Origin of the sequence: Paenibacillus ihuae (genome assembly GCF_001368795.1) — a bacterium.
Lineage (GTDB): Bacteria > Bacillota > Bacilli > Paenibacillales > Paenibacillaceae > Paenibacillus_AQ > Paenibacillus_AQ ihuae.
Genome location: NZ_LN831198.1, coordinates 3,939,778 through 3,957,822 on the forward strand (window position 1 = coordinate 3,939,778; position 18,045 = coordinate 3,957,822).

Here is an 18,045-nt window from a genome sequence, read left to right on the forward strand (position 1 = left end):
GGAACCTCCACCAGGTGGCATTTCCCCTTCTTCTTGCTCCGCCTCTCTCTGAGCTTTCAATCGCCTTTGAACGGCATCATAAGCTTGAGCAATTGTTGGATGAATTAAAAGTGTAGTTCCATCTAGAATGATGCTTATGTTTTGTTCCAATGCAAACCCTATATAATTTTCACCTTCTCGACCATATGCAACGCCGAAGAAGTCTTTACTTTGAACACCTGTCTCTATCGCTTGATGATAAACACTTTGATTATGCAGACGAGGTAAGTATAAGTACTGGCAAGTCTTCTTCCAGACATCTAGAGCTTGTGCATCATTTAATTCATCTTTCCAGAACCAGGTCTTAAGCATGGAATTCAGGTGGATAGGAGCCCATGTTGTTATAAGCACTCCGTCTTCCTTAAGCTTGTTTGCAATTTCCACCATGGTATCACTAGCATTAGGTTGTATTGACATAGCTTCCCAAGCCACTTCCGTTACCCCTTGGCCTTGGAGTGCTTCCTGATAAGGTACCAGAAGCCATTTGAATGTTTCACGTAGAGATCTTGTAACAATGTCTTGGGAACGTGTGAGCTGTTCCTCGGCCTGTTTCTGTTGTACACGGTCTAGATTAAGCCTGTCATCCTTTATGTCGCTCACAATAGACTGCCACGATAGCAGGGTGCGGATATTCTCTCGAAGACGCTGTATCGCTTCATAATCTGCCGTTAAAAAAATAAGACGGTTCTGGTGGCTGCGAGGCTGACTTCCTCTCTTGGTTAAGATATCGTTAGCAATGACTGTCGCTTGATTATGTTCTGAACGACTATATGCTCCATTTGTGGGGAGAACCACCAATCGCAACTCTTCATCGTCAGGCACATCAGCTGAAGGAGTGAAAATGTGAACTCCTGTAAACTCCCGTCGTGTATCCAGTACCTTAGCAAGACGAGTCCGAATTTCCGAATCCGTATCCGTAAAACGCATCTTGCGCTCTTCCATCTCACGGCGTAGGTTTGGGCGAGTATCGTAGTAAAACCGATTATTTACATTGTTCAAGTAATGAAGAACGTCGCTCATACGTCTAAGTACATCTTTATATACACTAATAGTTTGCCCAGGTTGCACACAGCCAAGGAGTATACGGGTTTGATCGATTCCTCGCTGGGATTGAAGCGTAACGCTAGGTGCACTACCCAAGAAAATCGTCCTAGCTACCCGCCGCGCAGCTTGATAAGAACCGAATCGGGAATCACGATCTATTGTGACCGTCTCTGCTCGATGCCCATCAACATCGCGCTCAAGAACGGGGTCCCATCCTTGTGGCAGATAGTACACCATTTCATTACGAACATCTTGATCATTAAGCGGTAGATCACTACACTGAATCATTGGTGATGCATTACCTTCTGTCCAGAGCTTATGAATAACCTTAGCCATAAGCTTGAGAACGCCACGAGTACGTTGAAACTTATCAAGAGAAGACCAATCTTCATACAGACGATCAAAAACTTCAGGATGAATAGGATATGATTGCTTAATCCTCTCCAGATATCGCGTTTCTTGCGTCTCGGAAGGGAATTCTGCACTGTTCTGTATATAAAGCTCAGAATAGGCGCGGCTAACCTCTTCTACAGCTTGAAAGTCTGCAATGTTAGTGAATAACCTGCGCCTTACAATTTCAAATGCTTCTTCAGTCGCAACAGGCTTCCAAAGTGCCTGAACACGTCCGAAGTACTTTTCCAACGCGTCTAGAGCTTGTTGCCCACGAATACCTCCGAGTTCAGCATGTGACTCAGGAAGAGAAGCGAGCATCATAGCTCGTGGAACAGCCTTCAGTGCTTCTGTTAGTGCTTGAACGAAAGATAAGTTGGAATCGAAAGTCCCCCCTGCATAAGTCCTACCTTCTTCAAACTGACGCAAATAGGCCACCAACTCATCTATGAGAATGACACATGGTGAGTATTTGCTCAGTAATTCAGCCAACACTATCTTTCCTGGAGACGTACCACTCACATCGGCATCTTTTACGATATTGTAGGCTTCTTCTTGTCCAAGCTGCCATGCAAGTTCCCCCCACATGGTATGAATCACAAATCCATCTCTGGAATGAGTCTGGTTTGGTGCTAGCTCATTTCCATCCAGTACCACAATTCGGGCTTTTGGTAGGTCCATGATACCCGTAGCATCTAAAATTGAGGCCAACCCTTGCAGTTCGCTTATTGGCGCTTTCCCGCTTGCCAAGTGATACACAGCAAGCATGGTGTGCGTCTTCCCACCTCCGAAAGCTGTCTGAAGCTGGATGACAGGGTCCCCCCCGTGTCCGCTCAATCGCTTCATGACGGAGTCAAGCAGCAGCTTCATACCTTCGGTGATGAAAGTACGAGAGTAGAAGAGCTTAGGATCACCATATTCAGGGGAGGCAGTCCCTAAATGTACGCGACTCAAATCAGCCGCGAACTCAGCTTGTTGGAAGGTTCCTTGTAAGACATCTTGGTGTGGTATGGCGATTTCTCGCCAAGGTTTTATATTCATATCCGACCTCTCCTTTAACTGTGCTTCAGTTAAAATAATTCTAGCTGTGCTCCATGATAACCAATTTCGTGAGCTACTGCGTCAATTGCATCCCAGCTTGCAATAAGCTCGTTATAAGCACGTGCGTCATCTGCCCAACCTTTACGTTCACATAAAGTATAGAGTCTGTATGCAAGGTTGCGCACAGCGTCTGTACGAGCTGGCATTCCAGCAAGTAGTGCACCTGTTGCTTGTTCACCTTGTTGTTGGAGTGCACGAATCAGTTGATGTAGCGCCTCCCATACAGGAGTGCGATTATCTTGTTCGGGACTCCATTCGCTTGAGTAGTCTTGCCATTTTAACAAGCGTACTTTTCCTTGTCCCGATTCCAAGACACCAGCTATTTTCATTCCTTCAACGGTCGTTCCCTTGGCTGTGGCCAGAACCTCAGCTTGACCGTAATCCCCTTGATTCCAGCCGTACTGGTCGAACCAGTTCAAGCAGTACAATGTATCAGCATCCAATTCACCATCCGATGCATTCAAATAAGTATCCACAACCCGATTGATAAGTTGTAGAGCAGTTCGTACTGTCATCGAAGATCCATCCGCTTCTAACACCGCTACATATTGTGAAAATACGGACATCCCTGGACCAATGGAAGCTTGTTGTAAATCCACAGCAGCAACAGGAGAACTCTCTTTCTTACCTCCGATCATTGCTTCCAACGATTCAGGCAATGCATCATTAAGCTCACGTATGAATAAACGACGTGATGTAGATGCAGCTTCGGAAGAACGCTGACGGCATACAAGTACAATACTTGATGCTAACGCATTGGTATCTGTACCTATCATTCTAGTTGACATTTCTGTTTTCATCGGCCATGTACCAACTATTGAGAACCCTGATTTAATTACTGCCTCTAAAAAAGTGATCCATCCAGTAGAAGAAGTACCGTCCTCCTCTGTTTCGGATTGTTTAAAAGCATAATAGATACTTACAGGGAAAGCTGGATGCGCATTATTCGCAATATTATGCATCACTTGTGTCATACCAGATAAGAAGAAGGCTTCTGCATTCTCTCTAGAGCCATGACGATAGGGAGTAGCAACCAACTCCTCTAACTTAGGTACAGCCACTGTTGCAAAAATACTCGGGAAAATATCTCTTAGGGATTTACGTAACCAAGTATAAAAATAATCCGATAGGTCTGCGTAACCAATGTTATCATAATAAGGAGGATCGGTTGATACTACTTTGTTTAAGCTATATGACTGATTTTGGGCATCTGCTTGGTTGGAAAAAGAGTGAGTAGTCGATGGTAGTATTGAAACACTCTTCCATACCCAATCAACCATAGCCATCCAGTTTCCAGTTGAATCGGAGAACGGGTTTGCTTCTGCATAATCCCACACCATCGGTATTGCTTGTCTACCAAAAGTATTCCTCATCTTCTCACCAGACGAATGCCAACTACACAATGAAGACCAGTAATCTGAACATTTATCAACTACAAATGACAAATAGACAGAAACAGCCTCCGCGTAAGCAAGTGCACCTACCCCCATGTCACGTAATCCCTTTTGATCTGAGCTCATACCAACTGAAAGAGCATCCGAATAAACTTGATGACGAACTTCCTGAACTAATTCTGAGAATGTGTTAAGTGCAAGTAGTTGTCTATCTGTAAAAAGATCAGAATATTTATAAAGTCCGTAAAGTTGGGGGCGAATATCACGAGGATTATAATTAATTTCGACATCTGGTCTCCAATTTGGCTGTGCACTCTTAGCTAATGCCTGAAGATCGTGGGTTGCCTCTAAATATACTCTTCCATTTCTGCTCTCAGTCACAACTGCAATTAACTTACTTCCTATACGTCCTGCCTTTCCTTCTTCACGGATGTAATTAACACTTATAGGAGTATTAGATAGGAGACATACAAAGTTCCCTCCTCTTCCAACCTTAGTTCCTGATTTCACTGCATCTAAATCTCGTGGTTTTCCTTTAATTACTCTAAACCTATATAAATTACCATCTATAACGGGCTCTACATAAGACTCTTTACCACTTCTAGAAGAGAGCCAATATGAGGATAACAATGGAACTTCTATGTTACTGTAAGCAGGGTTTGGGCTTTTTACCGTTCTAGCCCATAACCAAGCAATTACAGTAGCTTTGCCACCACCGTACTCTTCAGGTAAATTCATTTCGGGATATAGATGACCAATACGTTTATATGCTTCATCACGCATCCGCTGCCCGTAGTATTGAATATCCTTTGCCAGACCACGTGCACCTTTCCAATCATCCGCCATCTGAATTAATCCTTGCCTCAATTCAGGGTTAACTGGTGGTAACCCTGCGAATTTTGGAGGAATTTCAATCATTGCTTTATTGATCATAACTGCAACTGGATTAAGATCAGATGCATAAGATTCAAGTCCCAGACGTTGAGCTTCAAGTGGAATAGCCCCACCTCCAGCAAAAGGATCATGGAATGCAGGGAGCTGATCGGGGTCAAACCCTGGAATGCCTTTATTCAATTCGCAGGTTTCACGCCAACTTTTCCGTATTTCTTCTCTTGCTTCATTTAATACTTCTTCATTGTTTATGTTCTCCCATTTAACGAGTCTACGAATAATACCGAACAATCGTTCACGTTCTTTTTGAGCGGCCTCTTTGTTCATTCCTCTTCCCAAATGTCGCTCATATCCTGGATCATTAACTAACTGAGCAAAGAGCACAGCACGAGCTGCGGCAAGTGGTCGTCTAGCCCACCATAAGTGTAAGGTTGAGGGATGTCCATGTCTTATGGATTTTTCACGAGCTGCTTCAACGTTTATATCGTCAAGCGGCAATGCTACTTCAATCAGTTTTTTTGGTGTTTTAATGTTAGCCATATATGCTACTCACTCACTTCATTTATATATAGTAGTTATTCGTTCTGCCCTCTCTAAAAGCAGGCTAATGTCTAGATTCTTGCTTACCTCAGCCCAATCGGGTCTCTCTTGGAACGGGTTTCTGATATAATACGGTCCGTCTACCGTGTCACCATCGATGATCACTATGGCTAGGATAAACTTATCCCCTTGATTTAGCCCATAAAGCATTTCATTACGAGTCACTGTAATCGTATCTTGTCCTTTTGCGCGCCCTTTAACTTCGATATGACGGTCTATGCCATACCTACCATCACCAAAAGGAACGCGAGCTGTAACATCCCATCCGCACTTGTCAGCAGATACATCGATGACCTCATGTCCAAGTCGTCTCTCCGCATCCATAACTGCCTGCATAGCCAATAACTCTATTCGCCTACGGCTTGCTGCATCAACAGGGGACTGCTGACCTCTTCTTTGAGCTAGAAGTCCTGCTGGAATAACAAGTGCACCACCAATGATAATAGGGGTTGCCGATACAACATGTCGCTTGGCTTCCAACTCTTTATGACGTTGTTCTAAACGAGCCGTTAAGTCATCAATCGTACGTCGGACGTTTTCAAGATGCATGCGTGGCTTTTTCCCTGCATTGATATCTTCCTGAAGCTTCAAATACCTATCTTGCCAGTAACTGATCTCCACGATTAGACGTTCATGAACTGCTTTTAGCGTCCGTTCAACATCAAACTCCCTACGTTGTTTGACTTCCTCGTAATGTGGCATACCGATATATTCAGCCGCAAATCGGGATGCAAACCCTTCTAAATCACCTGTAATCCATTGACCATGAAGCACATCAGAAACTAAGTTACGTTCCTCAATAGATGCTTTCCGTAAATCCAAATGAGGTGCGTAACCAGCTGAAGTAGCATTCCCCTGTTCATCAATTGAAACAAACTGAATCCTCCGAGATACTTCGCGGGAAGTATTTTCGAAATCATTTTCTTTGACTGCATGTTCTACCATAAAGAGCATCGTAGGCGTATTTCCGTCATCACTCTCATCAATTAGAACAGTTCCTTGCTTTAGCTTCCCACGTTCCCGCTCCAAGATCAAGTCCGTTACAGCTTGCATAAGAGGATGACCCGTATGAATCAATGCTGCCTCTCGCTTGTCTTTCACTCGAATCAATTGCTTTTCAAAGCAAACCCGTTCGTATTTGGTTAAAACTGGCTTTCGATTACGTGTTCGTCCACTGATTTGCCGATCGCGTTCACGAATTACTGCGGGAACATGAGATATTTCGTAACGCTCTTGTTCACGTTCTTTCAAATCGCCCTCAAGACGTAGAAATGCCTCACGAAAAAAGGCACGTATAAAATAAGGCTGTAGTCTCCTCGCTTCAGCTTTTTCCATTTCATCCTTCACCTTATACATTTGCTCAAGCGTCATTACTTCTTCAGAAAGTGCACTCCGTTTTAAGATATCACGAAGATGTTCTGGGCTCAATGCTCCTTCTACTTGCTGCTGTAATTGAGCCTTAACATCTGGCCGATCACCATAGCGGATGGCATCTATTAGTAATTCACGGAGAGATCGATGTTCAAACACCTTACCCAGTATATCAAACACACGACCGCCAAGAGCAGCACGCTCTATTTCCAATTTATTCAGGAGCCGCTGAAACACATCTCCCTCACGAGTCTCTGAAGCGACCATATTCCATAGGTGACATACTTCCATTTGGCCTATACGATGAATACGTCCAAACCGTTGCTCCAGTCTGTTCGGATTCCATGGGAGATCATAATTCACCATTAGGTTGGCATTTTGCAAGTTGACACCCTCACCAGCTGCATCTGTCGCGATTAACACAAGTGTGTCATGATCGTGTCTAAACAGCTCCTGTACCTTTCTGCGATCATCTCGCTTCACCCCGCCGTGAATCGTTACAACTGCTTTGGCGTTACCAAGCAATCCGTTGATCTTATTATGCAAATAATTCAACGTATCACGATGCTCCGTAAAAATAATTAACTTTCGCCGATTACCCGAGGTGTCACGCATCATTGGTTCATCTAGCAGGAGATTTGAAAGCTGTGACCATTTCGTATCCTGGTTGGATTGAACAACCTCTCTTGCAACCTGTTCCAGTTGCTTAAGCGATTGAATTTCTCTTTCTAGCTCCTGAATCGTCCGCGCGGCAGTAGCTTGAGAAACAACTTCTTCTTCAAACTCCTCATATTGTGTATCTACCATCTCTTCATCTGATTCATAAATGTCATCGGGTACCTCATAAGTATTATCCCAACCGACTCTAGTCCGCTGCTGAACTTTCATTTCTTCAATGCGGCGTTCCAATCGTTCTTTACGCTTTTTAAGGGATTGGTATATAGCTTCTGGGCTTGAGGCTAACCGACGCTGTAGAGATGTCAACGCAAAGCCAACAGTACCTTTACGTTTCTTGTCTTCCAATTTATCAGCCTTATCCATTTCTTCTTTAACGTAATTCGTAACCTTACCATATAGATCGGCTTCCATGTCGGATAGTCTATAATTGATTGTAATTGCACGTCGTTCAGGGAAAAGTTTCGTACCATCAAATTTGTATAACTCTTCCTTAACCATTCGACGCATCAGATCGCCGACCTCAACCTGCTGTACCCCATCTCTGAATTTCCCATAAAACCGATCCGAGTCAAGCAATGAGAGAAACAGCTGAAAATCTTCCTCTTTACCGTTGTGGGGTGTTGCGGTCATTAGCAGGAAATGCCTGGTTATGCTACCAGCGAGTTTCCCCAATTTGAATCGCTTTGTCTCATTCACTTTTTGGCCGTACCAGTTCGCCGACATTTTATGAGCTTCATCCACAACGATAAGATCCCAATTCGTGACTTTTAACTTCTCTTGGAGGTCTTCGCTGCGACTTAATTGGTCAAGACGAACGACCAGAAAGTCACGTTCTTCGAATGGATTGCCTGATCGACTGGCGCTTTCAAGTTCTCGTGTGAACAATTCAAACTCTAGATCAAATTTCTCATACAACTCATCCTGCCACTGTTCAACAAGGCTTCCTGGTGCAATGATTAGAATACGCTTGGCATCCGCTCGAATCATGAGTTCACGCATAAGTAGGCCAGCCATAATCGTTTTCCCTGCCCCAGGATCATCAGCAAGAACGAATCTCAACGGTTGACGGGGCAACATTGACTCATAGACTGCTGTAATTTGATGAGGTAACGGTTCAACATTAGATGTATGTACTGCCATCATGGGATCGAATAAATGCGCTACATTTATCCGATAAGCCTCAGCGGCTAGTTTGAAGGCGTCAGCATCAGCTTCGAACGACCACGGACGACCTGCCTGTGCTAATGATAAATTCGTCTCATCACTTCGAAACAGCATTCGTTCTTGAAGAGCCCCACTCATTGATTTATAGACAACTGAAAGTGCATCAGTTCCAACAAGCTCAGCTACAATGATCTTCGCAGTTTCATTTTGTAATAGACCATTTATTATCGCATCTTTTTTAATGTCTTCTAATCTTACCAAATTCGACACCCTCTTATCATGATATATTGCTCATTAATCAAACAGTGGGGTATGTCTGTAGTCCTATTTCGACAATTAGGAACATAAGCCCTGCATAGGTATAAGTTAACAACCACTCTAGTCCTCTAGTTCTAACGACATTCCAACTCAAGCATCGTAGACAGTTCCTTTTCATCCTTGAGGGTTAATTCTTGACTTTGTTTACTTGTTCTATTAACCGCAGAATATCTCCCCATATGTTCAATAACATTGAATTTCCAGTGTATACCAATACTAGATGTATACACTATCCTCTCTTCCGATATTGTATTAGTAATGAAATCATTGAGATCAGCCCATAATAGCTTATCTTGAAAACGTACGATAAGATGTCCTTTATCTCGATTACTATCATATCTATCTAGATTAACTTTCCTCACATCAAACCAACCATATGAATTCTGTGATGATGGGGAAATTACAAAGACTCCATTTTTTTTATAAATGTTAGTGTTTCTGTACTGCTCTAACCCTAGTTTCCCGACTAATATGTCCTTGTTCACATTATTTGACGAGGTATTATCCGCCATGGCGTTCACTCCTTCTTAGGTATTTAAGAACATTTCCCACCTAAATCACTTCATTCAGAAAACACTCTACTTGAAACATTATACATTATAAGGACTGATCTCTTTATGTCAGCGAATACTCGTTCGCTTACTGGTGTCGAAGTACTAAAAAACACTATTTCGCCTGTTATTCGCCATCCTTAGTAACCCTATCTATCAGCATGATATCCCTGTCTCCGCAATTCTGCTAATCTAGCTTCATATACAGGAGGTAGCTGTAACCCTACCTCTTCAGCTGCCACACTTATGTAACCTAACCCTTCAAGACTCTCACAAACCTTTTAAGTTCCGAAAGATAACCATGACTCGTAGTATACTGTGTAACATTAAGCCAGTGAAGCTCTCGATTTTTGCAATATACCTCACTGACCTTAAATTACGTGTCTGTTCTTATAATTCTCCCTTGCTTGATCTCCATGTTAAAATTCGACAATTGTTGGTAAATCCCCTCCTTATATTAGAAAAAGGCACCTTCTCAGGTGCCCATAATTCCTTAGCTTTCTTTATTAAACAGTTCCTACTTCCCTTCGGTTGTTGCCTTCAACCGTCTATTCACCATCGGAAAGTCCTTGCGATGAGGGAAAACGAAATGATTATCAAAACCATAATAATAGCAGCAAAAGCTACTTCTTGTTATAACTTATCTTAATGTTTAACTCGGGCATAACTTCCCCCATCACTAGTTCATAATGTGTTGAGTGACAGGAAACTGTCTGAAAATATTTTTCAAACCTATCAGTATTTATTCATAATTAAAACCATCAATTCTCCACCCATACTTAGTCTTCACCAGTGTTGTTATTGCAGAAGCAGAGACAGCTCCTTCTTCACCTTGAAACTCAACATCCTGCGAAGCAGTAGCTATGGTCTTATCTGAGTTAAACTTTAGTGTCAGCTTCTCTTTAGTATTGTACGATGGAAATAAGGAAGAGAAGTCATCCGTCTCCATATACTCAGGAACATAACCTTTAGAATACTTGATGAGTGAGCTTTGGAATTCCGAGATGAAGTTATGACTAAAATAGGGCTTCATATCCGCTTCAATCTTCACTAGCGATAATGGATTTACGAAGGACATTTCCACTCTATATGCCTTAGTAAGAATGTCTAAGGCCTGTTTGTTAGTTAATGTACCGACTGGTTTCCGCTGATCTTCTCTAATTCCATCGGGACCATACTGAACATATCTTTTCTTTGTATCATCCCATCTGAAAGTAATTGGAATGGCAGCACCGCCATATCCTAAACGATCAGCGCCTATTCCAGCATCCACTTCCAATGCATTAAACTCCTGATACCCATCTTTATTAAGATCAACTATTATTGTGCCATCTCCGCCGCCCTCTGCCTCAAAACCTGCGACCTTAGTTAGTTTATTGTTGAGCAATGACAGTACCTCAACCTCATAAGCTCCGAATCCCGTTGTACCATGTGAAATAAGCGCGATACAGTTCTTATAGGTCTTATTCCTAATCCTGCGAATCTCCAGTGGAATGCCGCTGGTGTCTTGGTCGTGTCTTACAGTGATTTTCTTGCCGTTTGCCATGCTGTATATGCCTATGTATAAATCAGATTCAATCATTTCATTCTTTGCGGTAGACAGGATGATTTCATCTTTGCCATCATTGTTTAAATCGTAAATAATCGGAGCGGCTACCTCGCTTTTATCTAGATTGTATTCCTTTATAAAGCTGGCGCTAGCTGAGTACACGACTTGTTGTTTCGTGCTAGAAGCTGCTTGTGAGACAGGAGTCGCTGTGAAGATAACGGCGGATACTGCCAGCACCGATAAAGTTCTTTTCATGTTCATTGTATTCTCTCCCCATTTTTTATTGGATAGTAGCAGATAGCAGTAAACGAACCTTGAATGTTACATGCTGTTCAAGAGGCCTATTGCTACAGCACCAAGCACTATCAGCAATAGTATGAACAGCAGGCATCCCCAGCCGATCTTTCTAGCCACCCCCTTATCGCTAAACAGCATAAACCCTACTATGACGATACCTGTAATTAATCCAGCACTAATCATGTGGTTACCACCTTACCTTTTAATCTATAGGGAGAGCGAAAAATCAAGATTTTTCCAGGGGGACATAATATATATGATTTTATCTTTAGAATTCCTAACGCGCCCACCCCCTATCTATAGACTGGAAGTTATTACAATATACTCCCAATTACCCACTGTATTTAGTTATATCACAAATAATCTATATACGGTATGTTTTATATATTATAACCCATATACAATCTTGGTGACATGATCTCTCTGTTCTATTGTTTACCTCAGAGGTGATCTAATGAGTAACTTAATGGACATTATCGGCGTGCGTATAAGAAGCTTAAGAAAAGAAAAGGGCTGGAGCCAAGAGGAACTTGCTGAACGAGCTGGGCTTCATTTTACATACATCGGAAAGATAGAAAGATCAGAGCATAAAGTAACTATTGAAAGCTTGGAAAAGGTTACACGAGCGCTTGGGATATCCCTAGAAGAGTTCTTCCATTTAATCCAACCCATTCGAGAAGGCACATTCAATGATACTTTAACGAAAATTCTTAATAGCCTGTTGAATCGAAGTATTGATGACCAAAAGAAAGCATTACATTTGATTGAATTCGTACTGAATTGGAAAGACGAATAACTGTACATAAAAAATAAGGACTCGTAATTCATTCCGTTGAGGAGTGAGTACGGGTCCTTATTTGTGTTCTGAAGCATTACAGAGAGGTGAGGGACTGTGAGATAACGTCCCATAACAGAAGGGAGGTGAGATTCATGAAGAATCAGGGACCCATGCAAAAGGATAAGCAGATCAACGATGAAATTACTGTTCTCTTGCGGCAACTTGTTATGCAAAATCAGTTGAGTATGGCAGGCCAAGTACTGAAGGTATATTTCAAACGGCATTGGAAGCTCAGCGAGGAACTCTCAAACAAGTATGTCAGAGGCTATTTCTCCAAGTACTACCCTAAGCAATTAGAACGCCATTTGAAGCGTCTACACTGAGCCAGACAAGGAGGTTAATAATCCCAATGAGGAAGCAGCTCCAGGAGCGTAAAGAGGCTCTACAAATGGTCAGAAAGCACTTGAACAACAATGCTCCACTTCATACCAAGGACGGTTTAAGATATATTCGTTGCTTGGCCAAGCTGGTTATGACTGAAAAGCAGCTTGAGCAACTGCAAGAAAATGAAAAGGACGCTTTGCAGAGCGCCCTAAGTAATACTAATTCGATTCAATAATAACCCAACATCTATATCCATTCAAGGGGAAGTGACCACATTGGCTGCTTCCCTATTTCTATTTCCTGGAGGTAATCACAGTGAACATTTATATGATCAAATCCGCCTTAGCAGATGCCCTTTGTGTTAAGGAATCAAGCCCAATGATACAGGAGCTGTTCTCACGCTTCGTAACACCTTCTGAACTGCTTGGTGCAAATGAGTCGGAGCTTACATGCATCAAGGGTGTTGGCCCCGTGAAAGCTCGTCAGATTGTATCTACGCTTAAGTTAGCAAGAGCGCTCAACACTCCACGGACAGACCCATATATAATACGCAAGCCAGAGGATGTATTCCAGCTTATGCGATTCGAAGTCGGTCACAGGATGGTCGAGGAATTCTGGATTCTGCCACTGAATACTAAGAATCACGTCATATGCAAGGAGCGAATCAGCATTGGGACAATTAACAGTGCCATTGTTGGTGTGAGGGAAGTATACCGATCACTGATCCAACGGAGTGCCTGTAGCTGGATCGCTTTGCACAACCACCCCTCTAGCGACTGTACTCCGTCCCAAGAGGACATTCAGCTAACTAAACGATTTGCAGAAGCAGGAGTACTCCTCGGCATCGAATTACTTGACCACGTTATAACAACAACCGATAGTTACTGTTCACTCAAGGAAAGAGGGCTAATGTAAATCACTGTGGGGAGTCGGCTATATTTGCTGACTCCCTGTTCTTATTGTGTGCCTTCGGCTAGATCAGTCAGCTCGCTACGCTCGCAATTCATCCGTCCGCATCATCGAGGCTCTTATGCAAACAAATTTAAAATCATATTCGTGGAAATATGTTACAATATCCAATGCAACAGCTATGGGTCACACCTTACTAGCGGCTGAGAAAATGGGCTTTTCTAGAGAAGAATTAAAACGCGTCGAAGCGATTAGTTTTCTTGACCTTGTTACAGAGGAAGAAGCATTGTATCGCAGGAATTAGCGAGGATACATGGAGAGCCAGCTATTTTGGTTGGCTCTTCGTTCCTATTTAAGCAATTCCGAAATAGACAATCGGTATGACGAGTCCAACGCTTTGTTAATATGCATCTCTTGTGCCAAGTCCGTATACGTTGTTTCCTCATCATTTGGTCTCTTATTAATGAAATGCAGATACAATCTACGTCTGTGGTCATTTGCCTCTCTTTGAGCCTTTGTAGTTCCAGGCAGACTATCCTCCATTTCCAGCGCCTTAAGAAATTCATCTTCACAGTCATTCATTATGATCAGTCCTTTCTCTAGATTGGTTAAAACCAAAAACAATATTGAAACCCAAGGCATCCACGTATTCAATTATTCAGTAGCAATATCCAAATGCTCCACTTCAGAATCGTGTTGTATTCCCTAAATTCAAAGTACCGTTCCCCACATATCTGGTTCCTTGTCGAATATTTCTTTCCAGTACGCCCTCTGGTCCTCTATATTCATCATTTCCTCAGCTCCATCGTCATCATCGAGATCATCCTCAGAAGGAAAGTGGTTGAGTAGCTCGCCGTCCACATACCAACTTTCATACAGATACCGCTCTAACTCCTTGTATCGATTCTTCGGTATTAATCGCTGGCCCGTTTCAATAAGACTTATAGTAGAAGGCTGTAATCGGAGTATCTTGCCTAGTGCCTCTTGTGTCAGACCGTCATGTATTCTCTTAGTCTTTATCTGATGATGCAGTGGTAAATAATCCACATTGATAATTACCATTTTTCTCGCATTATAGATACTCATAATATCATTAGGATCATGTTTATAATCACGTCTAAATCCGAAATCGCCGTAATTCTTTAGATCAGACAAGTCCATTTCATCATTCCTTTAATAGTGTTGGGCCTCCCCCTGGAGAAAGAGGGAGGCTATATACAGGAAGGAAGCCGATGCAGGAAACTTTAGAACCCCGTATCGTTCCTGTTCTGAACGTAAGCTGTTCAGCACAGAAATACAAGTACTTTGACATATAAATTAATAGTTTTTCTCATATTTTCGCTAAATCTACACCTCACTTAATTCTATAATTGAACAAACCCGCACCACGACTGGGTTTCTTGGCTTTCACAGTTAACTCTCAGACTACGAAATATGACGCTCTCGATGGGGGCGTAGGTACTTTAATGGGTAACCTTATGATCATTAATGATTAAAGACCGATAAATAAGCAAGGAAATGCTAATTGCTGGCTGCACCCTCTCATGCTATGATCACTTTAAATATAACTGGAAGGGAGTTCTATTAATGAAGTTATTAATCAGTGAAGAAGAATTTAGGGCTTATCTAGGCAAGGTATTAAGCAGTGAAAGGTTAGTACGCGATTGTATATCAAGATGTCGGCGTGTCGAGCAATCAGAAGGTAATTTGCATGATGAATACATTAAAGACTGTGGAAGGTCTCTTCTAAATCGCCTATCCTATAGTAAGGAAGATGCTGAACGTGGACTAGATCCTGAGCATAGAGTTACGTTTAAGGGGAGTAAGGGATCCCAATCAATACGAGAAGGTACAGCTTCACTACGGAACGCGGTTCAGCATTACTTTGAATTCTTAAACCAACAAAGAAAATGTGGGGTCGGCGCAAAACCTACAGACTCGGTATTGGTAAAATGAGGGCAAAGATCCCTGTAAGGTGATCCTCCACTTGATTCCTGTCAGAACTCCAACGCGGCTGATATAAACGCTTAACAGTGAATTCAGATGATGCCACCTCTTTCTTTCCAAAAAATAACAGGACGGCAGTTACGCTCGTCCCTCAATAAATTCAATGTAAGTATTGAAATTCCCTCTACTTGAGCAAGTTATTCATTGGTCGCTTTTATTTAACCTTCATAACATTTAATTCTTGCTAACGGCCTGTTTTACGATTAAGTATACAACTTCTTTTTCATCATTAATCCAAAAATCAATTACAGGTAATTCATATATCTCTTCAAAACACCAAACAATTTCTTGAAACATACCAACATCGGTATGATCACGCTCACGTTCATCATATTCTTCATCATCTACATGGAATGAAACATAGAATTCCCTATCATTGTAAAGCACAACAGATGCACTGAATAGGGAAACATCATCAAATTCCCAGTTATCGCTTAAATAATCAGACAATTTCGATTCTGCTTCTTCCTTATCAATTTGATAAATGATAGCGCCTGGTGGGGGCTCGATGTTAAGTAGTTCTAAACCTATTGATTGTTGATTATTTATCTTTACTACCTGTACCTCAAGATGTTGCCTATCCGTTATCATTTAATCGCCTCCAGATTTAATCGCAGATTCTCATATAACTGAGGACAGGTCACTACCAAAACTGTGTATAAATCGATATTAATACTTGAATCATTTGCCTTACAGATTGTTCCAACATTTCAATTCCTCCATAAATTGACTTCACTTTCTCCCAAAATCCTGTTTTGCCTTCTCTCATTGGATGACTGGCGGTTTCCAATCATTGAGCCTTTTACCTTCTACTTCCACAGACTCTACTTCCCTTTCAAACATTGTACGCTGCAATGTAAAGAAGTCATTACTGCTTTAAAAAGTGCCCAGTCAAGCTAGGCAGCTATTGAGGTACTTCCCCACTTCGACCGTACTAACCACCTATTTAGCGATCCTCTCACCGATCACATCACAATGAGAATAAGTATGGGTGAGTGTCACCTCATACAAATCATCAAACTGTCGGCACAGGCCATTTTGTTCCAAATTCGTCTTCCATACCAGAATTTTCTTCTCTAATAGTTTGAACATCTCTCAACTTTGCTGTATATTCTCCATTAGTTTTACACCTCACCATTCACCCTCAATTTATCCACCAATACATTATGCCTTGACCTTAACGGAAAAACTTCCAGTCAAATTTTCTACAACTGCCAATGTACACTGAACCATCAGGGTAATTTATTGTTCCATGACCACAAGGAGACCCATCAATCCACTCACCAGTGTAGCGAGTACCATCATGAAGATTGCATGTACCTTCCCCATGTTCAACATCATTTTCCCAATTTCCCGTATACATATAATTTCTGGTAAAGTAAGTCCCTTGACCATATCTCTTTCCTTTTTCCCAATAACCAAAGTAAATACCAGCAGATTCAAGTAAAACACCACGTCCATGCCATACTCCATTTTTCCATTCTCCGATATACTTAGGCTCACCCTTATAAAACAGTGTGCCCTCTCCGTTTCGCTGTCCCTTGTCCCAGTTACCTTCATACAAGATGTTCTCTCTACAATACATAATTCCTTGTCCATGAGGCTTTCCATCGCGCCACTCACCCTCATATTTCAAATCATTGTCCAGCACAATTATTCCGTTGCCCTCAGGCTTACCATTCAACCATCCACCTTCATAATTTATCTCAGCAAGCAAGATTACACCGTTCCCCTTAAAGCATTCTTCTATTTCTTGATGGGCATATTGAGAGTATTCGTTCATTTAACTTCCTCCTTCAAATTTGATAGCTCGATTATATGATACTAGTTACACTTAAGTCAATAAAAATGTAACTAGTTATCATTAAATAAGTGTAGTATAATATATCTGGAGGTGTAAATCATGAAAAAAAGCACTGATTATATTGGTGATATGGTGACGTTGCCACTGGCTGGGAAGCCAACTGGAGAGCGTCTACGGATTATAAGACAGAAGCTTAATGATATGTATAATGGAGAATTTACGATTAAGAAGGTTGCAGAGCAATGCGGATTAACGTATCACGGATTAAGGAAGCTAGAAACGGGAGATAGCGAACCGCGCAAATCAACTGTTCTTGTCCTTGCAGATTTTTATAATGTTCCTTTAAATAGTCTATATCCCCGTGATGATGTCAAATTCGAGTTAGACTATACATTCTTTCTTGGAAAAAAAGAGGAGATGCTGCTCTATTTTGATGATCAAATTGAAGAATGGGGACAACCTCATATGCTTGATCCCAGAAGAGAGTTCCCGCCTCACTTTGACGATTCTAATGTACAGGAAATTGAATATGAGAATAATGGCAGACCTAGTCTTGAAGACATAAGTATAGAAGTCACCCTAAAGGTCTTCCAGAACAAGACAAATACAATGGTGCTGGAGAAATCCATTAATGAACGCGCACCTATATCAGCGGATGAAATTGATGTCATTCAAAATCTCATTCAGCAACAAGTAAAGGTTCTGTCTGATTACCATGTGAAGTTAAAGCAAGCTAAAGAGCAACTGTAATGGACTCACTATTAAATACGTCAGGA

The 18,045-nt window shown here is 41.8% G+C and carries 15 protein-coding genes; 6 read left to right on the forward strand and 9 right to left on the reverse strand.

Annotated elements, in window-relative coordinates; all coding sequences use genetic code 11:
- The 6 genes from AQR02_RS18205 to AQR02_RS32515 form a co-directional block, all read right to left on the reverse strand.
- Window positions 1-2,514: ATP-binding protein (locus tag AQR02_RS18205; RefSeq protein WP_082451901.1), on the reverse strand; the 2,514-nt coding region annotated here is incomplete at its 3' end.
- Window positions 2,515-2,543: 29 nt separating this feature from the next.
- Window positions 2,544-5,399 carry a DUF1156 domain-containing protein gene (locus AQR02_RS18210; RefSeq protein ID WP_054941688.1) on the reverse strand — a complete coding sequence of 952 codons (2,856 nt, stop codon included), beginning with the start codon at window positions 5,397-5,399 and terminating at the stop codon, window positions 2,544-2,546.
- A gap of 18 nt (window positions 5,400-5,417) precedes the next feature.
- A complete protein-coding gene (locus tag AQR02_RS18215) occupies window positions 5,418-8,933 on the reverse strand; it encodes a helicase-related protein (RefSeq protein ID WP_054941689.1) in 3,516 nt (1,171 codons plus the stop codon).
- A 131-nt stretch (window positions 8,934-9,064) separates the two neighbouring features.
- Window positions 9,065-9,502, reverse strand: a complete 438-nt coding sequence (locus AQR02_RS18220) for a hypothetical protein (protein ID WP_054941690.1) — start codon at window positions 9,500-9,502, stop codon at window positions 9,065-9,067.
- 781 nt (window positions 9,503-10,283) lie between these two features.
- A complete protein-coding gene (locus AQR02_RS18225; protein ID WP_054941691.1) occupies window positions 10,284-11,351 on the reverse strand; it encodes a hypothetical protein in 1,068 nt (355 codons plus the stop codon).
- A gap of 60 nt (window positions 11,352-11,411) precedes the next feature.
- Window positions 11,412-11,570, reverse strand: coding sequence for a hypothetical protein (locus AQR02_RS32515; RefSeq protein WP_159067787.1), 159 nt, complete (start codon window positions 11,568-11,570; stop codon window positions 11,412-11,414).
- Between the two features lie 271 nt (window positions 11,571-11,841).
- Here AQR02_RS32515 and AQR02_RS18230 point away from each other — a divergent pair, with 271 nt between their 5' ends.
- From AQR02_RS18230 to AQR02_RS33130, 5 genes are all read left to right on the forward strand, one after another.
- Window positions 11,842-12,183: a helix-turn-helix domain-containing protein gene (locus tag AQR02_RS18230; protein WP_054941692.1), complete on the forward strand. Its 342-nt coding sequence runs from the start codon at window positions 11,842-11,844 to the stop codon at window positions 12,181-12,183.
- Window positions 12,184-12,317: 134 nt separating this feature from the next.
- Window positions 12,318-12,548: a hypothetical protein gene (locus tag AQR02_RS18235; RefSeq protein WP_082451902.1), complete on the forward strand. Its 231-nt coding sequence runs from the start codon at window positions 12,318-12,320 to the stop codon at window positions 12,546-12,548.
- 26 nt (window positions 12,549-12,574) lie between these two features.
- Window positions 12,575-12,784 (forward strand): hypothetical protein, encoded by a 210-nt coding sequence (locus AQR02_RS18240; protein WP_054941693.1) that lies wholly within the window; start codon window positions 12,575-12,577, stop codon window positions 12,782-12,784.
- A gap of 80 nt (window positions 12,785-12,864) precedes the next feature.
- Window positions 12,865-13,464: a JAB domain-containing protein gene (locus AQR02_RS18245; RefSeq protein ID WP_245237538.1), complete on the forward strand. Its 600-nt coding sequence runs from the start codon at window positions 12,865-12,867 to the stop codon at window positions 13,462-13,464.
- A 115-nt stretch (window positions 13,465-13,579) separates the two neighbouring features.
- Complete coding sequence (locus AQR02_RS33130; protein WP_209444178.1) at window positions 13,580-13,762, forward strand: hypothetical protein; 183 nt, start codon at window positions 13,580-13,582, stop codon at window positions 13,760-13,762.
- Between the two features lie 407 nt (window positions 13,763-14,169).
- Here AQR02_RS33130 and AQR02_RS18255 read toward each other — a convergent pair whose 3' ends face one another.
- The 3 genes from AQR02_RS18255 to AQR02_RS18265 all read right to left on the reverse strand — a co-directional run bounded on the left by AQR02_RS18255 (window position 14,170) and on the right by AQR02_RS18265 (window position 17,248).
- Window positions 14,170-14,544: a helix-turn-helix domain-containing protein gene (locus AQR02_RS18255; protein WP_209444180.1), complete on the reverse strand. Its 375-nt coding sequence runs from the start codon at window positions 14,542-14,544 to the stop codon at window positions 14,170-14,172.
- Window positions 14,545-15,639: 1,095 nt separating this feature from the next.
- Window positions 15,640-16,056 (reverse strand): hypothetical protein, encoded by a 417-nt coding sequence (locus AQR02_RS18260; RefSeq protein ID WP_054941696.1) that lies wholly within the window; start codon window positions 16,054-16,056, stop codon window positions 15,640-15,642.
- Between the two features lie 586 nt (window positions 16,057-16,642).
- Window positions 16,643-17,248, reverse strand: a complete 606-nt coding sequence (locus AQR02_RS18265; protein ID WP_054941697.1) for an MORN repeat-containing protein — start codon at window positions 17,246-17,248, stop codon at window positions 16,643-16,645.
- A gap of 120 nt (window positions 17,249-17,368) precedes the next feature.
- Between AQR02_RS18265 and AQR02_RS18270 the strand changes: the two genes are divergently transcribed.
- A complete protein-coding gene (locus AQR02_RS18270; protein ID WP_054941698.1) occupies window positions 17,369-18,019 on the forward strand; it encodes a helix-turn-helix domain-containing protein in 651 nt (216 codons plus the stop codon).
- Window positions 18,020-18,045: the final 26 nt, after the last annotated feature.